Genomic DNA, 19,031 nt, shown 5'->3' with positions numbered 1-19,031 from the left:
CATATCACCTTTCAAGTATGCCCGTGATCTTGCGGGCAATATCACCCGTATATTTCTCGATCCCGGAGCCTTCGGTAATGACATCGCTTCCCCTGTTGGACGCGTCCATGGGGATGCTTCCCAGCATGTCAAGCCCGTACTTCTCGCAGAGTCGCTTCACGGTATCTTCGCCGAACGGGAACACCTTTTCATGGCAGCCCGGGCACTCGAAGTACGCCATGTTCTCCACGACGCCCAGGATCCTCGTGTTCAGCATCTTCGCCATGTTGACGATCTTGCTCACGTCCAGGAGCGAGAGGTTCGAGGGCGTGCTCACGACGACGAGGCCCGTGAGGGGCATGGTCTGCATGATGCTCAGGGGCTCATCCCCTGTGCCGGGGGGCAGGTCAACGAGTAAAAAGTCAAGCTGACCCCACTGCACGTCCGCCAGGAACTGGTTGACGAGGGAGCTGCGCATCGGCCCTCTCCAGACCACGGGCGCGTCGCTCGCCGATATGATGGACTCGACGGACGCGACCTCGATGCCGTGCGGAGCCTCTACGGGCAGAAAGCCGTTCTCGTCACCCGTCATTTTTTCGTCCTCGATGCCCAGCAGGTGAGGCATGTTGGGGCCGCTCACGTCCGCATCTAGAACGCCGACCGTATAGCCGCTTTTTGCGAGGGCGATCGCGAGGCCGGCGGTCACCGTGCTCTTGCCCACGCCGCCCTTGCCGCTCACGATGGCGATGCGGTACTTGATCCTCGCCATGTTATTCTTTATGCGGAGTTCCTGCTCGTTCTTTTCCGCGTTGCCGCAGGAATCGGGGCTGCAGGTGCTCGTTTTGCTGGAACACGACTCGCAAGCGGAGCTTTTTGTAGAGCTGCTCATTACCAGTCGCCTCTAATGGTGTGAGCAGTTACAGGTGCCCTGGTCGGATAGCTCGTTCAGGGCGCCGGAGGAGAAGTCCTGGAGGGCGTCGGATACTCTGCCGAAAGCGCCTCCGTAGACGCGTATGCCCTTGCTGGTCAGTGATACCAGCGGCCTGCCCCCGATCCCCGAGACGATGACCACGTCCACGCCGCTTTCCTTTAACAGTATTGCGGGGGCGGCGCAGTTGTGCACGCCGTCCGGCGACGCGTTACTCAGGGCGTTAACGCCGACCGGCTTCCCGTTCGAGATATCCACGAGCGTGAAAAACTCGCATGAGCCGAAATGAGCGCATATGTCCGATTCGAGTCCACCTTCCGTCATAGATGGTATTGCGATCCTTGTCGTATTACTCGCTTCCATTTTTTGTTCCTTCCTTTGTATCTTTAGGGCAGCGGTAGCCGTTGTCGAGCAGTCTTCTTCCTCTGCCGTCGCCCCCTTTTCTATAGATGCTTTTTGATGAGCAGGAGGGACACGCCCCGGGGCGGCCACTGCCGCACGGAGACTCCCATAGGTTACCGCAGTCCCTGCAAAAGAACTCGACCTTACATTCGCCGCTATTCACGTACTCTCCGCCGGAGATCTCGATGGCCTTGCCGTTGACGAGGGCATCTACGACCTTTTGCCTTGCTTTTTGCAGGTCGTTCCAGAAGGTCTTCCTCGAGATGCCCATCATGTCAGCGGCTTCGTTCTGCTCTACCTGGAGGAGGTCGCACAGGCGTATAGCCTCGAGCTCTTCAATAGACAAATTTACGATCTCTAGGTCGCACATGGGGATCTCCCTTGGCTTATAATAGGTGGCCTTAGGGAGGCATGAGACGCGGCGCTTGACTTTTCTGACCATCAAATTACCCATATGCGACGTTATATAAATAGTTTATCAGGAGCAAATCATAGAATAAATACGGCCGCAGCGAGCACAGTAGCCCAGTTGCCGTCCTCGTCCACCTCGGCGCTCCTGGCGGCGTAGCTGATCCTGAGCGGGTACTCGTTCTTCCAGGTGTAGAACATCTCCCTGGCGAGCTCTCCCGCGTATTTACCTGCACATTCCTCGCTCTCGCCATAGGAGTGGTGCTCGGATAAATAGCCAAAATCGGCCTGGCTGTCCGCGGGTATGGCGCAGCCGATGGCCGCGGCGATGCGCCGGCTCGGCTCGTTGGACGAGTTCCTGGACATCACGGTAAATACGATCTCGCCGGGAACCAGCTCTTTGAGGCCTTCCGATCTTTCAACGATGATACACCCGGGTGGTAGTATGGAGCTTACCGTCACCAGGTTGAACTTCTCGATACCGGCATCCCTCAAGGCCATCTCGAATGATTCCAGCATTTCCTTATGCCTGCCGACGCCGGTCGTAAAGAACACTTTTTTCGGCACCAGCGCCGCCGGGCGATCTTCCTGCCCGTAATGTTCAGGTTCAGCGTTCATGTGTAGCTCCTTATTAGTCGAAAATGCTCGTCGAGTACGGTCTCATATACTATTATCCATGCATCAGGCCAGGGGTTAAGCCCCAGTCGTAGGGTATCTCTTTTGTATCAGGAGGTAACCGGTATTCATCCGGCTCGTTATAATCGTAGAGCCCGGTCGGCACGTTCACGATCAGGGCCTCATTCGTGCCGATGCACTTAAAGCCATGATATACATATGGCGGGATCTTTACAAGCAGAGGATTTCTCTCGCCGATGAAAAATTCGTTGAGCAGGCCTTTCGTCGGCGAGTTATCCCGGCTGTCGAACAGGGCCACCTTCATCATGCCCCTGACACAAACAAAGTTATCATACTGCTTCTTGTGATAGTGCCATCCCTTCACGACGCCGGGGTAAGCTGAAGTAACATATACCTGCCCGAACCTTTCGAAAACGTCCCAATCCGGGCGCATGACCTCCATGAGAGAGCCGCGCTCGTCCACATTCAGGCGCAATTGCCGCGTCATTACCCCATCGATCGATCGTTGAGACATGGTTAAACACTTCGGCAGTTAAACTACACATATGCGACGTCTTATAAATAGTTAACTCTACATTGAATAGCTTTTAAAAACGAGAAACACACAAAAAATAGGAAAAATTGAGGTCCCGAAGAACCTCAATCGAAGTTTCACACTTACTTTGCGGGGATGACGAGAGTCCTCTCGCCAGCCGGCATGAACTCGCGGATCGCGCCGCGGGCGAACTCCTTCCTCGGCTCGGTGAAGTCGAAGGCAAGGCTCTTGTCCGCGAAGCAGATCTTGATGAGCGGGCTCGCCGTCCACGCGTCGCCGCGGCCGAAGTGAGCTGCACCGGCGATACCGGCGTAGCCACCCTGGTGGCCGACGTTCATCGCGTAGTTCGGGTAGTTCGGGCCTCTTAACTCATCAATGGCGCCCTCATCAGAGCGGCACGAGAACACGTTGGTCGCACCGCACTGGTCCTGCAGGTCGTAGCCGAAGAAGCCCAGCCTGCCCCATGCTTCCTTGTGCAGGTACATTGACATGTACCAGCCGGACAGGCCAGCGTTGGAGTTACCGGTCGCGATAGCGGTGGTAACACCGGCTGCTGCCGAGAGCACGGTCGCCCTCTGCGAGCCACCGAAGTGGTCCTCGAGGGTGGTCGGGTACTTCTCGTACTGCTCGATACCATACAGGGTGACTTCCGTCGACAGGTCGTTGACTATGTCCATGGTCGGCTTGGTCTGGCCGATCTTGTACTTGCCCTTGGCGTAGTCATAACCGTAGTAGGTGAAGTCATCCAGGATATCATCGGTGTAGGCGGCGGTCGCATACTGCGTGAAGCCGACACCACCGGACATGTAGGAGCCGAGCCAGATCTGGTCATACAGCATGCAGCCGGCCGCGACTACCTCGAGCGACGACTTGCACGGGTCGTCCGGGTACTTGCGGTTGGTCTGCACGATGTCGGCGAGGAAGCCGAAGCTTAATCCGCCGGGCTCGTTCGGGCCCCTGGCACGCCTTGCGGGCAGAATGTCCGCCATCTCGACTAACGAGGCGTGCTTTGCGGCGAATGCGAGGTCGGCGACGGCCGCTTCACCGGCGCACATCTTGTATGCGTCGATGAACGACATGCCGATCTGCATGGCCGACCATCTGGAGGTCGTGCCGCCGTCGCAGGTCCTGACCACGGTGGTCGGGATGTGGACGGCCTGGTACAGCGACTTGCCGACAGCCTTCTTCAGGGCTGCGGCCTGGTCCTTCGGGAAGGCCTTGTTGATGTCCAGTACGTACTGCTTGTCGATGGAGTCGGCAAGCTCGTCGTCGCCAGTGAAGACCTTCACGAAACAGTCATCGGTCAAGGCCGGGTTGGTCTCGACCATGTGTTCCTGAACGACCGCCGCACCGGGCATCGCGTGGTTGAGGATGGCCAGGTAGTTGCTGATCGTCTCAGGGGTGACGGTCTTGCCAAGACGCTTCTCAAGGGTCGCGTGAGCGGTGTCGAGGCCGACGATTACAGTCCTCCTTATTTCATCCCAGAACTGCTGCATTGCAGCGTTGTTGACGAAGTGAAGGTCATCACCCTCAACTACGACATCGGTTCCGGATACTACGTAAGGGGTGAGCTGCCTCTGGCCGAGCGGGATACCGCCCATGTGGACCATCGGGTTGTAAGCTGAGATGCCCCTCTTCTTTGCGATGGCGTCTCCAGCCTTCTTGAACTCGACCTTCCTCTTGGACTGCGTGTAGCCTTCGTACTTGTACACAGTCGTCGTGGAGGTGGGGTCTTCTCCGGCGAACTTCTTCTTCATCGCCTTTATGAATCTCTTCTGGGTTTCTTTTACTGACATTTTATCTCACCTCACCTTACAACTTCGGCGCGAAGCCGCACTTGGTCCTCTCGTTGTGGATCCTCTGGACCCAGCCTACGACCTCAGCGTCGGACCTGAAGGGTACGCCGCCGATGAAGTAGATGGTGGTCCTCTTCTTGAGTTCCGCATCGGACATTGGCTTGCCGAGGTTGACCTTGCGGTCCAGCGGGTCGCCGACCTGGTCCTTGACGGCGTAGACGTTGCCGTTCTTGTCCAGGACGACCCTCTGCAGCATGTCGAACATCATGCCGTTCTCGTTCAGCCTGAGGGAGTGGCCGTGCACGGTGCAGCCTCTTAAGCCGCTTCTCGCTGCATCGTAGACCTCTGTCTCCATGAGTTCCTTGGTGATCTTCTCCACATCCCTCTCACGGGCCTCTACGATCTGACGGCCGGACAGCGTACCGGGGTCTACTCCCCTGTACCTGGTCGCGGCCATCCATGACCTGAGGTAGGGCACGGCGGGCGCGTAGAACATGGAGTCAGTGAACTGGCAGTACCTGATCCTGTCACCGGCTGCTGCGCCGGCGGTGGGCTCTACGATCTTCCTGATCGGGTCATCCGGCTCGCCGCCTTCCTTGAGTGGCGGGTGGATGGTCTTGTAGGCCGATCCCGGGGCGCGGTGCCCGAGCATGATGACTACGTCGTCGTCGGAGAGGCTCCTGATCTTCTCCAGCTTGTAAGATGGGTCCATGAACTTCTTTCTGTTCTGGGCCACAGAAGTTTTACCGGGGTAATATTGTGCTTTGTATGCCATATTTTTACACTCCTTGTGTAGCTAGCTTCTGCGGGTTAATGCTAATGATATCTTTCACGATCTCGTTCAGCTTGTCTCTCGAGCAAGTCTGACCTCTCGTGATACCGGTGACGATCTCGACGATCGTCCCCTGTGTTTCGACCTTATCAGGTTCCGGGTTTACGACTCGGGTCTTGACGCCTATTTTGGCGAAGTCCTCGAAGTCGACAGGGGTCTGACATACGATGATGGCCGGGATAGTTACGAACCGTAAGATGTCCCTTGCCTTGTATATGACGTGAGACTTGACGTTCCCCAGGTGTATCAATGCCAGCTTGTGGCGGTTTATCTGCTCGATCTCCTTCTCGGACAGGCCGAACTTCGGGCCCCGGCCGATGGCCGCGTCCTTCGAATCCGACGGGACGCCTCCTCCGGAGAAAAGGACCAGCACGCTGACCTGGATGCCCTCCCTTCGTAGTCCGTGGGTGACCTCGCAAACGGGCTTGGTGATGTGCCGCCTGCCGGGAGTCATTGCTATGGCTATTACATCGGGCCTGCCCGTCTCGGACAGAGTGCCCCTCTGGGCGAGGCCTCCGCCCTTATCCAGCCCCATGCTTTCCCTGCAATCCACAACCTGTGTCTCTCGGTCTATTGGCATTTGATATCATCTCACGTTTTTTATTCATCCATATGCTTGTCCGACCTCGGGCCGCAGCACGATGGCTTGCGTCTAGACTTGGGATCGAACATGCCCAGGCTTATGTCGTCGACGTTACCGCCCTTCCGGACGTAGTCCGTAATTGTCTTCCTCGTTCGGAGGTAGAGCCCTTCGTTGATGTCGAAGGAGAAGGGCAACGTCTTCTCACAAGCTTCCCTGATCTTGTCTTTCACTGCGATGTCCTCGACCTCGACCCAGACCCTTCCGACCTGGACGGTGAGCTCGACCTGCTCTCCGAGGATGTTCAGATATCTCTTCTGAGCCTCGAACTTGCCCTCGAGCAAGTCCTTCGGGTCATCCTTCGGAAGGCCCGGTCCGTAGACCACCATTCGGGTGATGCCGCTGATCTTGTTCAATTCGTTGAGCAGCTTTTGGGCCGTTTCGACGGTGAGTAGTCGCGATGGGAAAATTTCCAGCTGCAACAGCCTCTTTTTCCCTGTTACCGGTGATACCATTTTTATAACTCCGCATTTTTAGCTTTCTTATACCTTACCCTTGACCTCCGCGGCTCCCTTTGCGACATGCGAGAGCGGCTCCCTGAACTCGGCGATCTCGCCGAATATGCCAAGGATACCAGAGGTCGCCTCGGGGCTGAACATCTGGGTGCCGGCATCGAGCGAGCAAGCCGCCGATACGCATGGAACTGCAAAGCCTTTGCTGTGCCTGGTAACGACGTGGTTGCCGTTGAATACACCCGGTCCGCCGCCACCGTAGATCGAGTGGCTGAAGAACGAGAACCCGACGGCAGTACCCTCTACCTTACCGAAGTCGCAGCCCGGTAGGCCGGTCTCTCTTTCGATCAGGTCGTTGGTGTACAGCAGAGTGGACGATACGGCCTGGGCGCCTCTTAACGCACCGCAGTTCACCATGGTCGCGGCCATCGTGGCGGCTGCAGTGTAGGCGTTCCACAGCGGAATGTCGTCCGTCGTGTACAGCTTGTAGCCAGACGGAAGAGTCTTTTCGACTTTAATGACCTTGTCCTCTATTGCCTTGCCGATCACGGAGGCGACGACGGAGCCGATGGTACCGTTCTTGCCGTTCTCCTTGACCGTGCTGTAGACAAGGTTGTTCGCGTTGAGACCCTGGTATGCGAAACCAAGTAACTGGTATCTCTCCCATGGTCCGACAGCGTCGCCCATTTCACAGACGCCCGCCTGCTCGAATATCGAGGACAGCGCAGCGACGTTCATGGTGTTCCTCTTCGCTATAACGACGCAGTGGTTGGTCAGGATGTTCCTTAACGCATAGCCTACGCCCTCGTCCTTCTGGGGGATCTCGAGGATCATCTTGACGTTGCCGCCGACCAAGTCCATGGTCTGCGGGTACATGCCCCAGACCGCGTTCTTGACGAACGGACCGTCGAACATGTCAACCTTGTACATGTCGATGATGGCTTCTGTGACCGCCGATGCGGTGCAGCTCAGGCTGGCGACGAACTCGGCGCCGGCCTCGACCCTCTGGGTCGGTACCTGGACGAGCAGGCTCTTGCCGCCGCCGATGACCTTAACAGCGGTGTCATCGCTCTTGTTGATGCGCACGGTATCTGCAACTACTTTGGCGATCTTGTCAGCGTCCTTGACGATGGATAGGTCCAGGCTTCTGCCCAGAACCTGTCTGCCCTTGCCGCCGACTTTGCCGGTCTTCAGGGCAGATTCAATGCCTTCCAGGCTGACAGCCACAGTTCTCTTGGTTAAGTTGACGATCTTTCTGATCGCCGGGTTGATGACCGGGCTGATTGCCTCAAGGGGTACATCCTTTTCTAAAAGTTTTCCCTTATCGTCGTATAGGTCTATTTTGTCTTTGAATTTAGGCATTTTCCCTCCTCCCGTGGGATTGTTTACAAATGGTCAGAATGGTCCGCTTAGTGCAGACGCGAACCGCGTCCTGCACTCAAGAGGTGCCGATTATGGCTGCCTCACCAGGCAGCCTTAAAAGGTTATAGGCATGGTTAATACATACGTCCATAGCCATCGATAGACCATTCGACTACTCTTCTGTATGTATTTCTGGCATATTAACTTTATGTTTTAGTCGCTAAATATTTTTAATGATTATTATATAAATAATTTATATTGTTTTAAAAAGCTTGATTAAATTGATATTTTTTAATAATAGGTTTATATATGGTTAATTGCAAAATTGTAAAAAAAAGTTATATTTTCTTTTAGTAAATCATATAAAAATATTATTATTTTTTAATTTTTGGATTAAACATTTACTGTACGTTCTTAACCTATTTATAGATTATCATGCCTGCACTGGCTCTTTTTGATGAAATAAGCAAATAATACATGATAGAGATTTATACGGGTGAATTTAGACCATAATAAATAAATAATACTAACATTTTCAGCTATTTTTCGAATCTGCTTAACAACAACCGGTATATAATAATTAAAGGCCAAAATCGTGAACATGAACATCAGTGAAGTTATTTATAAGTCACAAAGTTAAATAAAAAGCATAATATACAATATAATTAAAATCAGAAAAATAATTTGGCTAATAAATTTTTATAGTTTTTATTTATCAATTGGTTTGCCGACCATATAGGTAGTGCTCGCGCCGCAAATTTTCACGTCAAGGCGGGTGCCCGGAGAGATCTCCTCCGGTATCACGACCATATGATAACAATCGTCCCGCGCGACCGAGGTGCCTGGCTTTCCTTCCTCGGTCACGAGCACGCTGAGGCGCCGACCGGCCGAATCACGCATGTATTCCGACGTGATCCCGTGGTGAAGCTGAGTGAGAGCCCTCGAGCGCTCCTTTTTTATCCGGAATGGCAAGTTTTCCATGCACGCCGCGGGGGTGCCCGGCCGCGGGGAGAAGCGGGTGATGTTCACCTTGAGGGGCCTTGTGGACCGCAGGTCGTCCATGGTCAGGGCGAAGTCCTCATCGGTCTCCGTGGGGAACCCTACGATGTAGTCGGTGGACAGCGTGATGCCCGGCACCTCCTGCCTGAGCCGGGCGACTATGTCCCGGTACTGGCTTTCCGTGTACGGCCTCTCCATGAGCCCCAATATCCTGTCCGAGCCCGACTGGACGGGGATATGGGCGAACCTGTATACTCTGGGGTCATTGAAAATCCGGGCCATGTCGCCCAGGATGTCGGCGATGGAGAACGGGTTCATCATGCCGAGGCGAATGCGGTAGTCGCCCTCGATGCTGAGTATCTCTTTCATCAGGGCGGGCAGCCTCTCGCCGGCATCGAGGCCGTAGGCGCCCGTGTCCTGCGCCGTTAAGAGTATCTCCCTCGCGCCCATGCGCAGGGCCGTTTTTATCGAATGGACTACCTCTTCGACCGGGGCGCTGCGCAGCGGGCCCCTGACGAGCCGCACGATACAGTAGGAGCAATGGCCCCGGCACCCTTCTGCGATGGAGACGACGGCAGAGGTGCCCTTGATGAACGGCCTCCCGGCCGCCGGCATTATACCCAGCATCCGGGCAACGGCTTCTGCCCCCGGCGCCTCCGCTATCTGGATATTCCGAATACCCTTAAGAAGGTAGGGTTGCGCTGCGGCCATGCACCCGGCGACGACGACCCTCTTGCCGCTGTATTTTTTTATCGCCTTCAGCATGCTCTTCGAGGTGAACTCCGTGACCGCGCAGGTATTGACGACGACCGTGTCCGCCTCTTCGGGCGTTCCCACGACCTCGCCCCCGGAGGCCAGGACCGAGTTCCTGATCGCCTGGGAATCGCTGGCGTTCGCGGTACAGCCGTGCGTCTCAATGTATATCTTCATCGTTGCCCTTCGTTTTTTTGTACGTCCGGTAGAGGGCGGTGGCGAGCCCTATGGCCATGGGGGCCGCGAAGAAGCCCGACAGCCCTCCGGCGACGCCGCCGCCGATGAACGCCAGAATGATCAACAGAGGGTGCAGGTTCGACGCCCTATTTATAATATATGGCCGGATGACGTAATCGGGCGGCAAATAAATGAAGACGACTGCAAGGCCCAGGAAGAGCAAGCCGATGATCGGGCTTCTGAACATATAGAGATAAATGGCGACCGGGATGAAGACCATCATGCCCGAAAGTATGGGCACCATGGCCGCGATGAACACGAACGCGGTCAGCAGGGCCTTGTAGGGGATGCCGAAAATAACGAACAGGACGAGCGCGCCCACGGCTATGTATAGAGCCGTGTAGAAGGTGCCCGTGAATATGCCCGACAGGATCCTGTCCGCCTCCGTCAGGAACATGTCCAGGGCCGGCTTGTGCCTGGCGGGCACGACTTCCCTGACGATCGCGGTGAACGAGCCGCCGTCCTTCAATAGATAGAAGCAGACGAACAGCGATACGAGGGCGTTCATGGCCAGGGATATGATGCCGGAAAAGGTTCTTCCTATCGGCAGGGACTTCAGGAAAGTTATCGTGTAATCGTACAGGCCTTTAAGCCCGGTATCGAGGCCGGCGTTCACATCGAAGGGAAGGCCGAGGCCCTCTATAGTCCCGATGATCATGTCTCCCAGCTCGCCGCTATGCTGGAAGACCCACTCTGCCTCGCCCAGCACACTGACGACGCCGTAGGCGATGATAGCGATCAGCGGCAGCAGGATGCAGAAGGTCGCGATGTAAGGCGAATATTTCGTGTACCGGTCGAGAAAGATCTTGATAGGCCGCGTGACGAAGAAAAAGAAGACCCCGAAGATGATGCCATCGGCCAGGGGCAGTACGTAGTACGCGGACAGCAGGGCCACCACGGCCGCCAGCAGTATGGCTGCCAGCAAAAACCGGTTCTTGTTCAGCTCATCGAGCAGGCCGCCGACGGTCAATGACATACGTCTGTGATAATAATGTCCATTTATATATTTGCTTCTGAAAAGGGTTTTTATCGTCAGGCGCACTATGTCCAGTTATATGGAAGACAGGCTCATCGAGGAAACGGCAATTGCGCTGCTCAGGCGCTCCGTGGCCGTGCTCCCGCCCGACGTGCTGGCCGCGCTGGAGGGGTCGCTGCTTTTAGAGAGGGACCCTACTGCAAAGAGGGAGCTGGAGAGGATCATCGCCAACGTGAAGGAGGCGGGCGCGTGCACGCTGCCCATGTGCCAGGACACCGGGCTGCCGGTCTTTTTCGCTAAGATGGGCTTCGCCGTGCCGGGCTTCGAGGAGGCCGTCGCCCGCGGGGTCAGACGGGCCACCGAAGAGATACCACTTCGTAAGAATGCGGTCCACCCGATCACCCGCCGGAATACGGGCGATAACACGGGCAAAGGAATGCCCTATATATATTATTCATTCGAGGCCTCGGACCATATCGACCTCACGGTGATGCCCAAGGGCGGAGGCTCCGAGAACATGAGCGCGCTTGCGATGCTCAACCCGTCCGCGGGGATCGCGGGCATCAAGCGGTTCGTCCTGGAAACGGTGGTCAACGCGGGGAGCAAGCCGTGCCCGCCGGTCATCGTGGGCGTGGGCATCGGCGGCACTGCTGACGAGTGCATGGCGCTGGCGAAAAAGGCGGTGTTGAGGCCCGTCGGCTCCAGGAGCCCGGAGCCGGAGGTCGCCAGGCTCGAGATGGAGCTGCTGTACGCGATCAATCGTACGGGTATCGGCCCGATGGGCCTGGGCGGGGATACGACGGCGCTTGCCGTACATATCGAGTACGCGTACTGCCATACGGCCAGCCTGCCCGTGGCCGTCAGCTTCCAGTGCTACGCGGCCAGGAGGGCACACGCACGCATTTATAAGGACGGCAGCGTCGAGATGGGGGGCGAGTGAATGGAATATCACCTCACCACGCCTCTCTCGAAAGAGCCCCTCAAAGCTCTAAGGGCCGGAGACGTAGTCTATATTACTGGCGAATTTATCACGGCCAGGGACAAGGCGCACGCCCGGATGGCCGAGTATTTCAAAGGGCACCGGCAGCTTCCCTTTAAGCTGGAGGGAGCGGCGATCTTCCACGGCGCCCCCATCGTGAAGAAGGAGGGCGAGGAATGGAAGATCGTGGCAATCGGCCCCACGACCAGCGCGCGCATGAACGACCTGGAGCCCGCCGTCATAGGGCACGGCGCGGCCGCCATCATCGGCAAGGGCGGCATGGGCCCGGACGTACTGGCCGCGCTCCGTGACAACGGCGCCGTGTATCTCTCTATGACGGGAGGGACGGCGGTGCTGGGCGCACGCATGGTGAAAAAGGTGCTCGGCCTCATCTGGGAGGACCTGGGCATGTCGGAGGCCGTGTGGCTGCTCGAGGTGGAGAATTTCGGCCCTCTCACGGTGACCATGGACGCGCACATGGGCGACCTGTACGAGGCGGTCAGGCGCAGGGCCTCGGAAAATATTAAGGATATGCGCCTCTAAGTATCAATTGAGGTGAACATTTCATGTGTACCACCGGCGGCATGCCCGCAGATATCGAGATCAGCGAGGTCAAGTTCAAGCGCTACAAGTGTAAGGACTGCGATAATAAGTTCAAGGGGGCGGGCAAGAGGCCAGTGTGCCCGTCCTGCGGCGGCGAGGACGTCGAGTTGATCGAGTGAACGGCGAGTTCGCTCTCGGGCCCGACGAGATCTTATTTTTATTCGATGGCGACAATACCGTGGGAATCGTTAAAGCGGGCCATTTGAAACGTGTATTCATTGAAACGGAGGACGAGGAGCTCGTCCAGTTCCTTGGCCCGGAGGACCTGATAGCTGCCTCATGTTTTGAGGGCGGCGAAAAAGCCCGGGAGATGGTAAGGAGCATGTTATTTCTGGTGAGGGAGGGCGGCACGCCGCTGCTCGTGCTTCGTAAGTCCCACCCGGCCACTCAAAGGCTGAAGCTTGTCGTCTCGGCGGGCGATAGGATCGTGCTGAGCGGGTGTATCGTGCCGGGCACCCACCCGGAACAGGACGTGCTCTGCGGCAAGGGCGCGATGGATGGCATCGTGCTGGAAGCGGGCGAGGGGAGAGTGCTCGCCCGGGGAGGAGGCTCGCCGCATGCCGAAAAAGGGCGTTTTTTATAGTAGTTACAGAAACAAAAAATATACTATGAGCGTAAATTAGGCTGCCGTGTAAAGGTTTTTTACCTCAGGCCGGTATGCCGAAACACTCTTTGAGCTTACAATCGTTCAGCTTGAGCCGGATCTTGGGCCGGCCAAAGGGCGTCTTGACGCTCTCCTCGAACAGGACATTCAAGTTTACGAGAAAATCTTTCCTGCGCGAGAAAGTGGCCTTGGAGGCTACGCCGGTGTCCTCTCCCCACTGGACGACGTCATAGAAAAGCTCGCTGTTTTTCGCAGCCGCAAGCAATGCGATGGATACCTTGTCGACGGCCTTTGTCTTGAGCACGGAGTAGCGTGTGTCGTCGAAGGCCTTGCTGTACATGATAAAGTCCACGATGGTCTGTTCTGATAGGTACCCTGACATTGATGCGACTATATCATTTAATTTCATGAAATGAATTTTTGTTTTTAGTGATAATAAAGTTTTTGATAAAATTGTTTATGATTTCGAGATTAACTGTTTTTCATAGTTATTTTACATTTAGGGCCTAAAATATTGATATTTAAATGATTGTAATATAAAATAGGGCGGGCCTCAGAAGAGGCCTGCCAGCTCGAGGAACATCGAGGGGTTACGGGTGATGATCTCCTTCAGGAGCTTCGGCACGGACATCTCCTCGAAGTTGACGCCATGCAGGGACCGGGCGACCGAGTTCATCAGGCTGTCCTCCGCCTTGACGACGAACTCCTTCGCCTTATAGTTCCTGTCGAGCTGCTTGCCCAGCGCTTCCCTTACCTCGCGGTCGTAGCGCTGCAGCTTTTTAACGGACAGGTCGTTCGCCTTGATGGCGTCGGCGAGGACGTTGCCCGCAATGCGGCCGCTGACCATGCCGTTATAGATGCCGCCGCCCGTGATCGGGTCGGACACCCTCCCGGCATCGCCGACCAGCACCAGCCCGCTCGTGGAAAGCTGCTTGAGCATGCCGCTCGCCGGCACGGCGCCGACGACGGTCTCGATGATCTTGCCTTCGGGGAACTTCCAGGCCATGAACTCGTGGAGGTAGTCGATCGGGTGCTTGCCCGTGAACCGGCTTCCCAGCATTCCCAGGCCCACGTTCGCCTCGCGCTTCCCCTTGGGGAAGATCCAGACGTACCCTCCGGGAGCCCGCAGGTTGCCCATGTAGAAGTCACAGCTGTCGGCCCTGATGTCGATGTCGGTGACCAGGAACTGCGCGCAGGTCTCGATGTCCTTCGGCTTGAGGGTGGTGTTTATTCCCGCCCACTTGCCGACCTTTGACTCGATGCCGTCGGCGCCTACGACGACCTTCGCCCTGGCCTCGAAGTCCTCGCCGCGGTGCTTGCCCTTGATGCCGCAGACGACGCCGTTCTCCTTGATGAGGGAGGTGGCCTGGGTCTTGACCTGCACTTCGGCGCCGGCCCTGGCGGCCGTTTTCGCGACGGCGCGGTCGAAGATCTTTCTCTCGAGGACGTAGCCGACTTCCTTGCCGGCCAGCTTCTCGTTAAGCTCTATGCAGGTCCCGTCCGGGGCGAATATCCGGGCGCCGGTGACCTCGGCGCAGATCCACCTCGGATCGGGCTCGATGAACTGGGAGAGCCCCATCTTGCCCGTGCCTTCGGCACACCTTACCGGGTCGCCGATCTCCTGGCGCTTCTCTATTAATAGAACGTCCAGCCCCTGCTCCGCGGCCGTCCTCGCCGCGATGGAGCCCGCCGGGCCGGCGCCGACCACTATGACGTCGTAGTTACTCTTCATCCTCGACCAGCTCCAGCGCCCCCATAGGGCAAACTTTCGTGCAGATGCCGCAGTTGCTGCATTTGTCGTCTACTTCGATGTAAGTCTCGACAAGGTCCAGGGCATCCCTGGGGCAGACGCTAACGCACGCCCCGCAGTAGCCACAGCGATAACGGTTTACAGTGATCACTTTTTCTCCTCCAGTGGTACGTCCAGTAATCTATTCATGTATGATTCTAAGTCCCTGAGCCTGGCCTCGTAGTTCTCGATGAACTCGACGTGCTCGCTTAATTTAGGGTCCTGCGTGCCCTCGGCGTCGGCCTTCGAATACTGAAGCCGATTGAGCACCACGAGTACGTAGTCGTCGTGGATCGTCTTGAGCACCATGCGCATGATCTCATCGAGGTTAGCCCGGCTCGAGTAGTAGTTCTTGCGGCTTTCCTGCCGCTTTTGCCTGGCTACAAGGCCCACCCTGACCAGCTCTTCGAGCGCTGAGCTGACCGCCGGCACAGAGTACCCGGTGAACTCGCTGATCTCATCCTGGGTCACGGGATCGACCGCCAGAAGTATGGCGCCGAAGACCCGGCCGTGGAGCGCGCCCAGGCCACGGGCCTTGAACAGGGCCTCGAATGTGCCCAGTATTGCCTCCCTCTCCTGGATGATGTCAGAGTAAGACTTGGCCATCAAGCTACTGGATGCACCCCCAACTATTTAAGTTTTTTGAAATTTCTGAAAAGATAAAAATTATCCTGACGACATGAGCAACTTAAGCATTGCTGCGGCCTCTTTTCTCGCCTCTTCCTTCGTTATAAGGCCCGGGGGAGCCTGGCCTGCGGCGTACTCGGGCTCCCTGTCACGCAGGACGGGCATGGCCATGAACCGCCCCTCGGACCTGCATATCACGAGCTTGTCCTCGGCCAGGAACGCCCGGACAGTGTAGCCCCGGATGACAAGTGAAACCCCTCTCGCCGAAAAATGCCCGCCGATCTCTTCGAACAGCGCCTTTATCATGTCCGTATAGGCGGGCTCCAGCCCCTCCGAAAACAGCATGCCGTCGCCCCTGTAGACGGCCATGCCCGCGTATCCGTCCGCGCCCCTCACCGTGTCCACAAGCTGCTTAATCACGGTGACCGCCCGCCAGCCCGAACGAATACGATAATTGAAGCGAGGCCGCACCCATGCTTGCCCCGCTCAGCGCCAGCGAGAGGTCCGATAGCGCACGGACTTCAGGGGCTACGATACAGGTAATGATGAAAGCGCAGGCCATCAAGAGCGCCGCCGATAGATAGAGGAAGAACGGCGCCCTGAGAGAGCGATATACCAGAAGGGATATGACGATACAGGCGGCACCGGCCACAATATATAATATCGTTATGTCCATTCGTTCACCCCCCTTTCTGGAACTGAAGGAGCATCAGTCCCGCCCCCGAGAAAGAGGCGGCTGCAAGCGAAGCCGCAAGCGGTAAGTTCATCGCGTAGAACGCCGAGGCCGCCCCGGAGAGGCCGGCCCCTGCGGACACAAAGCCGGAGCAATACAGGGCCTTGAAGGCGCCGTTCCCTCCGTTCCCGAGAAGCGTGCGCCCGATGGAGCGTGACAGCGACAGCGAGCCCCAGGCCAGCAGGATGCCGGCCGATAGCCTCATCGTGGCCTGGTACGGGTCAGCGGGGACAGTCTCCGGCATGTACAGCGCCGAGGCGGCCAGCACGACGGCGACCGACAAAATACCGGCTGCACGGAGCGAGAGCGAAACGGGCATATATCACAAATAAGCTTAATCAACGATAAATATTTTCATTATATTGCAAATAAGTTCCCAACGAATATTTTAATATGGTCAGCGGACGATGAAGTCAGGATGACCCGAAAAGGCCGACTGATCACCATCGAAGGCATCGACGGTACCGGCAAGACCACCCAGGTACAGCTCCTGAAGGAATGGCTGGAGAGACATGGCGTAGAAGCGGTCGCCCTGAAAGAGCCGACACAGGGGAAGTACGGGCAGGAGATCGCCCGCCGCGCACATGCCGGCAGCTTCGGCCCCCGGGACGAGCTCCGCCTGTTCATGGAGGACCGGAGGGAGGACGTCGAGAAGAACATACGGCCTGCCCTCGAATCGGGCAAATCCGTCATCATGGACCGCTACTACTTATCGAACATGGCGTACCAGGGCGCCCGCGGCCTTGACCCCGAGCGGATCCGCCTGGAGAACGAGGCATTCTCGCCCGTGCCCGACCTCATCATCATCCTCGACCTCGCCCCTGAAAAAAGCATGGCCCGGGTCAATACCAGAAAGAACGTGGTGGGCCACTTCGAGAACGAGGCGTACCTCGAAAAAGTCAGGAAGATCTTCTTAGCGATAGGAAAGCAGCCTAACGCTGTGGTCATCAACACCGAGGCTCCCGTAGCAGACGTCCACGAGCGCATAGTAGACGCGGTGCGGGACCGCCTCCGACTCCAATAAGTATATCATTAAGTTTAAGCCAAATGGTGGCAGATTGTTTTCATTAAACCAGTGGTGATATGGCGTGAAATATGTGGTCGTAACGGGCGGTGTGATGAGCGGATTGGGCAAAGGGATAACCGCTGCCTCGACGGGCAGGATCCTGAAGAACAAGGGCTACAAGGTAACGGCCATCAAGATCGACCCGTACATCAACATCGACGCCGGCACCATGAGCCCGTTCCAGCACGGCGAAGTTTACGTTTTAAAGGACGGCGGCGAGGCCGACATCGACCTGGGCCACTACGAGCGGTTCATGGACATCAACCTCACCTCCGAGCACAACATCACCACCGGGAAGATATACAAGACCGTCATCGAGAAGGAACGCCGCGGCGACTACCTGGGCAAGACGGTACAGATCATCCCCCATATCACGAATGAGATCAAGGAGCGCATACGCCATATCGCCAAAAAGAGCGGCGCCGACATCTGCCTGGTAGAGGTGGGCGGCACCGTGGGCGATATCGAAAGCATGCCCTTCCTGGAGGCGGTCCGCCAGATGCGGGCGGAGGAAGCCGAAGAAGACTTAACGCTCATTCATGTCACGCTCGTGCCCATCGATACCATGGACGAGCAGAAGACGAAGCCCACGCAGCACTCGGTCAAGGAGTTACGCGAGCTCGGCATCCAGCCGGACATCATCGTGGCCCGGTGCAAGAAGCCCCTGGCCCGGTCTACAAAGCAGAAGATCGCCCTGTTCACAGACGTGAGGGAGGAGGCCGTGATCAGTTGCCACGACTCCGACGACATTTATAAAGTGCCTATTCAGCTTGAGCACGAGGGCATGCCGAACGTGCTGATGAGGCACATGAACCTGCCGCCGCTGGACGACTCGAAGTCCTGGAACGAGATGGTCGGGCGGCTGGTAGCGGCCGATAAGAGCCTGACGGTCGCCATCCTGAGCAAGTACGGCATCGAGGACGTGTACCTGAGCGTCAAAGAGGCTCTCAAGCACGCGGGCATCGCCACCGGCGCGAAAATAAAGATCAAGTGGGTCGAGTCCGAAGAGCTGGAGAAAGCGGACGACCTCTCCAAATTCTTTACGGACGTGGACGGCATCCTGGTGCCCGGCGGCTTCGGCACAAGGGGCATCGAGGGCAACATCAAGGGCATCCAGTATGCCCGCGAGCATAATATCCCTTACCTGGGCCTCTGCCTGGGATTCCAGCTCGCGACCATCGAGTTCACGAGGAACGTCGTCGGGTACAAGGACGCCACGAGCAGCGAGTTCAGCACCACGGGCACCCACGTCATCGACTTCCTGCCCGAGCAGAAGGACGTCAAGAACATGGGCGGCACCATGAGGCTGGGCGAGCACAAGCTGTGGATCAAGGACAACACCCTGGCCCACCGGCTCTACGGCGCCACGAAGATCAGCGAGAGGCACAGGCACCGCTACGAGGTCAACCCCGACCTCATCGACGAGATCGAGAGCCACGGCTTAGTGTACTCGGCCAAGAACGATAACCGCATGGAAATATTAGAGCTGCCCTCCCACCGCTTCTTCATGGGCACGCAGTTCCACCCCGAGTTCAAGTCGAGGCCGGAGAGGCCGTCGCCGCCGTTCCTGGGGTTCGTGCAGGCGATGCTGGACGCGAAGAAGCCCGAGGCCGGCAAGATCGTGGCCCGGAACTCCCGGGAGCCGCTGACCTCCAACTGAACATGATTTCGCCGCATAGTAAATTATAAAACGGC

At 57.0% G+C, this 19,031-nt stretch carries 25 protein-coding genes; 6 read left to right on the top strand and 19 right to left on the bottom strand.

Annotated features, from left to right (window positions below; translation table 11 throughout):
- Positions 1-4 precede the first annotated feature (4 nt).
- The 12 genes from MCP_RS02655 to MCP_RS02600 form a co-directional block, all read right to left on the bottom strand.
- Positions 5-868, bottom strand: coding sequence for an Mrp/NBP35 family ATP-binding protein (locus tag MCP_RS02655; RefSeq protein ID WP_012899273.1), 864 nt, complete (start codon positions 866-868; stop codon positions 5-7).
- A gap of 12 nt (positions 869-880) precedes the next feature.
- Positions 881-1,231: a NifB/NifX family molybdenum-iron cluster-binding protein gene (locus MCP_RS02650; RefSeq protein WP_231845138.1), complete on the bottom strand. Its 351-nt coding sequence runs from the start codon at positions 1,229-1,231 to the stop codon at positions 881-883.
- Between the two features lie 25 nt (positions 1,232-1,256).
- Positions 1,257-1,751, bottom strand: coding sequence for a DUF134 domain-containing protein (locus MCP_RS02645; protein WP_012899271.1), 495 nt, complete (start codon positions 1,749-1,751; stop codon positions 1,257-1,259).
- Positions 1,752-1,798: 47 nt separating this feature from the next.
- Positions 1,799-2,335 (bottom strand): pyruvoyl-dependent arginine decarboxylase, encoded by a 537-nt coding sequence (locus MCP_RS02640; RefSeq protein WP_128566981.1) that lies wholly within the window; start codon positions 2,333-2,335, stop codon positions 1,799-1,801.
- A gap of 52 nt (positions 2,336-2,387) precedes the next feature.
- Positions 2,388-2,867 (bottom strand): dTDP-4-dehydrorhamnose 3,5-epimerase family protein, encoded by a 480-nt coding sequence (locus tag MCP_RS02635; protein ID WP_012899269.1) that lies wholly within the window; start codon positions 2,865-2,867, stop codon positions 2,388-2,390.
- A gap of 143 nt (positions 2,868-3,010) precedes the next feature.
- Positions 3,011-4,684 (bottom strand): coenzyme-B sulfoethylthiotransferase subunit alpha, encoded by a 1,674-nt coding sequence (mcrA, locus tag MCP_RS02630; protein ID WP_012899268.1) that lies wholly within the window; start codon positions 4,682-4,684, stop codon positions 3,011-3,013.
- A gap of 16 nt (positions 4,685-4,700) precedes the next feature.
- Entirely contained in the window at positions 4,701-5,459 is a 759-nt protein-coding gene (gene mcrG / locus MCP_RS02625; RefSeq protein ID WP_012899267.1) for a coenzyme-B sulfoethylthiotransferase subunit gamma, read from the bottom strand.
- Between the two features lie 4 nt (positions 5,460-5,463).
- The gene (gene mcrC / locus MCP_RS02620; RefSeq protein ID WP_012899266.1) at positions 5,464-6,096 is read right to left on the bottom strand and encodes a methyl-coenzyme M reductase I operon protein C; all 633 of its coding nucleotides are present in this window, start codon (positions 6,094-6,096) and stop codon (positions 5,464-5,466) included.
- A gap of 20 nt (positions 6,097-6,116) precedes the next feature.
- Complete coding sequence (gene mcrD / locus MCP_RS02615) at positions 6,117-6,611, bottom strand: methyl-coenzyme M reductase operon protein D (RefSeq protein ID WP_012899265.1); 495 nt, start codon at positions 6,609-6,611, stop codon at positions 6,117-6,119.
- A 27-nt stretch (positions 6,612-6,638) separates the two neighbouring features.
- The gene (gene mcrB / locus MCP_RS02610; protein ID WP_012899264.1) at positions 6,639-7,970 is read right to left on the bottom strand and encodes a coenzyme-B sulfoethylthiotransferase subunit beta; all 1,332 of its coding nucleotides are present in this window, start codon (positions 7,968-7,970) and stop codon (positions 6,639-6,641) included.
- Between the two features lie 708 nt (positions 7,971-8,678).
- The gene (locus MCP_RS02605) at positions 8,679-9,899 is read right to left on the bottom strand and encodes a tRNA (N(6)-L-threonylcarbamoyladenosine(37)-C(2))-methylthiotransferase (RefSeq protein WP_012899263.1); all 1,221 of its coding nucleotides are present in this window, start codon (positions 9,897-9,899) and stop codon (positions 8,679-8,681) included.
- Positions 9,883-10,935: an AI-2E family transporter gene (locus tag MCP_RS02600; RefSeq protein ID WP_012899262.1), complete on the bottom strand. Its 1,053-nt coding sequence runs from the start codon at positions 10,933-10,935 to the stop codon at positions 9,883-9,885. Before MCP_RS02600 ends, MCP_RS02605 begins: the two co-directional genes overlap by 17 nt.
- 79 nt (positions 10,936-11,014) lie before the next feature.
- On the opposite strand from MCP_RS02600, the gene MCP_RS02595 reads away from it, so the two are divergent.
- From MCP_RS02595 to MCP_RS02585, 4 genes are read left to right on the top strand one after another with little or no spacing between them, the layout of a single operon-like run.
- Positions 11,015-11,875 (top strand): fumarate hydratase, encoded by an 861-nt coding sequence (locus MCP_RS02595; protein WP_128859904.1) that lies wholly within the window; start codon positions 11,015-11,017, stop codon positions 11,873-11,875.
- The gene (locus tag MCP_RS02590) at positions 11,876-12,457 is read left to right on the top strand and encodes a FumA C-terminus/TtdB family hydratase beta subunit (protein WP_012899260.1); all 582 of its coding nucleotides are present in this window, start codon (positions 11,876-11,878) and stop codon (positions 12,455-12,457) included. It begins immediately after the preceding gene.
- Between the two features lie 23 nt (positions 12,458-12,480).
- Positions 12,481-12,636 carry a hypothetical protein gene (locus tag MCP_RS15785; protein WP_012899259.1) on the top strand — a complete coding sequence of 52 codons (156 nt, stop codon included), beginning with the start codon at positions 12,481-12,483 and terminating at the stop codon, positions 12,634-12,636.
- Positions 12,633-13,100 (top strand): hypothetical protein, encoded by a 468-nt coding sequence (locus tag MCP_RS02585; RefSeq protein WP_012899258.1) that lies wholly within the window; start codon positions 12,633-12,635, stop codon positions 13,098-13,100. Before MCP_RS15785 ends, MCP_RS02585 begins: the two co-directional genes overlap by 4 nt.
- A gap of 64 nt (positions 13,101-13,164) precedes the next feature.
- Here the strand turns inward: MCP_RS02585 and MCP_RS02580 are convergent, their stop codons facing one another.
- The 7 genes from MCP_RS02580 to MCP_RS02550 form a co-directional block, all read right to left on the bottom strand.
- A complete protein-coding gene (locus MCP_RS02580; RefSeq protein WP_012899257.1) occupies positions 13,165-13,530 on the bottom strand; it encodes a transcriptional regulator TbsP domain-containing protein in 366 nt (121 codons plus the stop codon).
- Between the two features lie 144 nt (positions 13,531-13,674).
- Positions 13,675-14,853, bottom strand: a complete 1,179-nt coding sequence (locus MCP_RS02575) for an NAD(P)/FAD-dependent oxidoreductase (protein ID WP_012899256.1) — start codon at positions 14,851-14,853, stop codon at positions 13,675-13,677.
- Positions 14,843-15,022, bottom strand: a complete 180-nt coding sequence (locus MCP_RS02570; protein ID WP_012899255.1) for a 4Fe-4S binding protein — start codon at positions 15,020-15,022, stop codon at positions 14,843-14,845. Before MCP_RS02570 ends, MCP_RS02575 begins: the two co-directional genes overlap by 11 nt.
- A complete protein-coding gene (locus tag MCP_RS02565) occupies positions 15,019-15,516 on the bottom strand; it encodes a GbsR/MarR family transcriptional regulator (protein WP_012899254.1) in 498 nt (165 codons plus the stop codon). Before MCP_RS02565 ends, MCP_RS02570 begins: the two co-directional genes overlap by 4 nt.
- A gap of 60 nt (positions 15,517-15,576) precedes the next feature.
- Positions 15,577-15,957, bottom strand: a complete 381-nt coding sequence (locus tag MCP_RS02560) for a hypothetical protein (protein WP_012899253.1) — start codon at positions 15,955-15,957, stop codon at positions 15,577-15,579.
- On the bottom strand, positions 15,950-16,213 hold the full coding sequence (locus tag MCP_RS02555; RefSeq protein WP_012899252.1) for a hypothetical protein: 264 nt from the start codon (positions 16,211-16,213) through the stop codon (positions 15,950-15,952). Before MCP_RS02555 ends, MCP_RS02560 begins: the two co-directional genes overlap by 8 nt.
- A 4-nt stretch (positions 16,214-16,217) precedes the next feature.
- The gene (locus tag MCP_RS02550) at positions 16,218-16,589 is read right to left on the bottom strand and encodes a hypothetical protein (protein ID WP_012899251.1); all 372 of its coding nucleotides are present in this window, start codon (positions 16,587-16,589) and stop codon (positions 16,218-16,220) included.
- A 99-nt stretch (positions 16,590-16,688) separates the two neighbouring features.
- Here MCP_RS02550 and tmk point away from each other — a divergent pair, with 99 nt between their 5' ends.
- Together tmk and pyrG are read left to right on the top strand one after the other, a co-directional pair.
- On the top strand, positions 16,689-17,294 hold the full coding sequence (tmk, locus tag MCP_RS02545) for a dTMP kinase (protein ID WP_012899250.1): 606 nt from the start codon (positions 16,689-16,691) through the stop codon (positions 17,292-17,294).
- A gap of 64 nt (positions 17,295-17,358) precedes the next feature.
- A complete protein-coding gene (pyrG, locus tag MCP_RS02540) occupies positions 17,359-18,996 on the top strand; it encodes a glutamine hydrolyzing CTP synthase (protein ID WP_012899249.1) in 1,638 nt (545 codons plus the stop codon).
- Positions 18,997-19,031: the final 35 nt, after the last annotated feature.

This window comes from Methanocella paludicola SANAE (genome assembly GCF_000011005.1).
GTDB classification, from domain to species: domain Archaea; phylum Halobacteriota; class Methanocellia; order Methanocellales; family Methanocellaceae; genus Methanocella; species Methanocella paludicola.
This window is presented reverse-complemented; position numbering and strand designations above follow the sequence as displayed.

What these genes read in the sequence shown, in the direction of transcription:
- MCP_RS02600 (WP_012899262.1), bottom strand. Translation starts at nt 10,935, where the DNA reads ATGTCATTGACCGTCGGCGGCCTGCTCGATGAGCTGAACAAGAACCGG.
- mcrC (WP_012899266.1), bottom strand. Translation starts at nt 6,096, where the DNA reads ATGCCAATAGACCGAGAGACACAGGTTGTGGATTGCAGGGAAAGCATG.
- MCP_RS02650 (WP_231845138.1), bottom strand. Translation starts at nt 1,231, where the DNA reads ATGACGGAAGGTGGACTCGAATCGGACATATGCGCTCATTTCGGCTCA.
- mcrB (WP_012899264.1), bottom strand. Translation starts at nt 7,970, where the DNA reads ATGCCTAAATTCAAAGACAAAATAGACCTATACGACGATAAGGGAAAA.
- mcrD (WP_012899265.1), bottom strand. Translation starts at nt 6,611, where the DNA reads ATGGTATCACCGGTAACAGGGAAAAAGAGGCTGTTGCAGCTGGAAATT.
- MCP_RS02645 (WP_012899271.1), bottom strand. Translation starts at nt 1,751, where the DNA reads ATGGTCAGAAAAGTCAAGCGCCGCGTCTCATGCCTCCCTAAGGCCACC.
- MCP_RS15785 (WP_012899259.1), top strand. Translation starts at nt 12,481, where the DNA reads ATGTGTACCACCGGCGGCATGCCCGCAGATATCGAGATCAGCGAGGTC.
- MCP_RS02550 (WP_012899251.1), bottom strand. Translation starts at nt 16,589, where the DNA reads ATGCCCGTTTCGCTCTCGCTCCGTGCAGCCGGTATTTTGTCGGTCGCC.
- MCP_RS02635 (WP_012899269.1), bottom strand. Translation starts at nt 2,867, where the DNA reads ATGTCTCAACGATCGATCGATGGGGTAATGACGCGGCAATTGCGCCTG.
- tmk (WP_012899250.1), top strand. Translation starts at nt 16,689, where the DNA reads ATGACCCGAAAAGGCCGACTGATCACCATCGAAGGCATCGACGGTACC.
- MCP_RS02565 (WP_012899254.1), bottom strand. Translation starts at nt 15,516, where the DNA reads ATGGCCAAGTCTTACTCTGACATCATCCAGGAGAGGGAGGCAATACTG.
- MCP_RS02590 (WP_012899260.1), top strand. Translation starts at nt 11,876, where the DNA reads ATGGAATATCACCTCACCACGCCTCTCTCGAAAGAGCCCCTCAAAGCT.
- MCP_RS02640 (WP_128566981.1), bottom strand. Translation starts at nt 2,335, where the DNA reads ATGAACGCTGAACCTGAACATTACGGGCAGGAAGATCGCCCGGCGGCG.
- MCP_RS02575 (WP_012899256.1), bottom strand. Translation starts at nt 14,853, where the DNA reads ATGAAGAGTAACTACGACGTCATAGTGGTCGGCGCCGGCCCGGCGGGC.
- MCP_RS02595 (WP_128859904.1), top strand. Translation starts at nt 11,015, where the DNA reads ATGGAAGACAGGCTCATCGAGGAAACGGCAATTGCGCTGCTCAGGCGC.
- mcrA (WP_012899268.1), bottom strand. Translation starts at nt 4,684, where the DNA reads ATGTCAGTAAAAGAAACCCAGAAGAGATTCATAAAGGCGATGAAGAAG.
- MCP_RS02655 (WP_012899273.1), bottom strand. Translation starts at nt 868, where the DNA reads ATGAGCAGCTCTACAAAAAGCTCCGCTTGCGAGTCGTGTTCCAGCAAA.
- MCP_RS02580 (WP_012899257.1), bottom strand. Translation starts at nt 13,530, where the DNA reads ATGAAATTAAATGATATAGTCGCATCAATGTCAGGGTACCTATCAGAA.
- MCP_RS02605 (WP_012899263.1), bottom strand. Translation starts at nt 9,899, where the DNA reads ATGAAGATATACATTGAGACGCACGGCTGTACCGCGAACGCCAGCGAT.
- MCP_RS02555 (WP_012899252.1), bottom strand. Translation starts at nt 16,213, where the DNA reads ATGGACATAACGATATTATATATTGTGGCCGGTGCCGCCTGTATCGTC.
- mcrG (WP_012899267.1), bottom strand. Translation starts at nt 5,459, where the DNA reads ATGGCATACAAAGCACAATATTACCCCGGTAAAACTTCTGTGGCCCAG.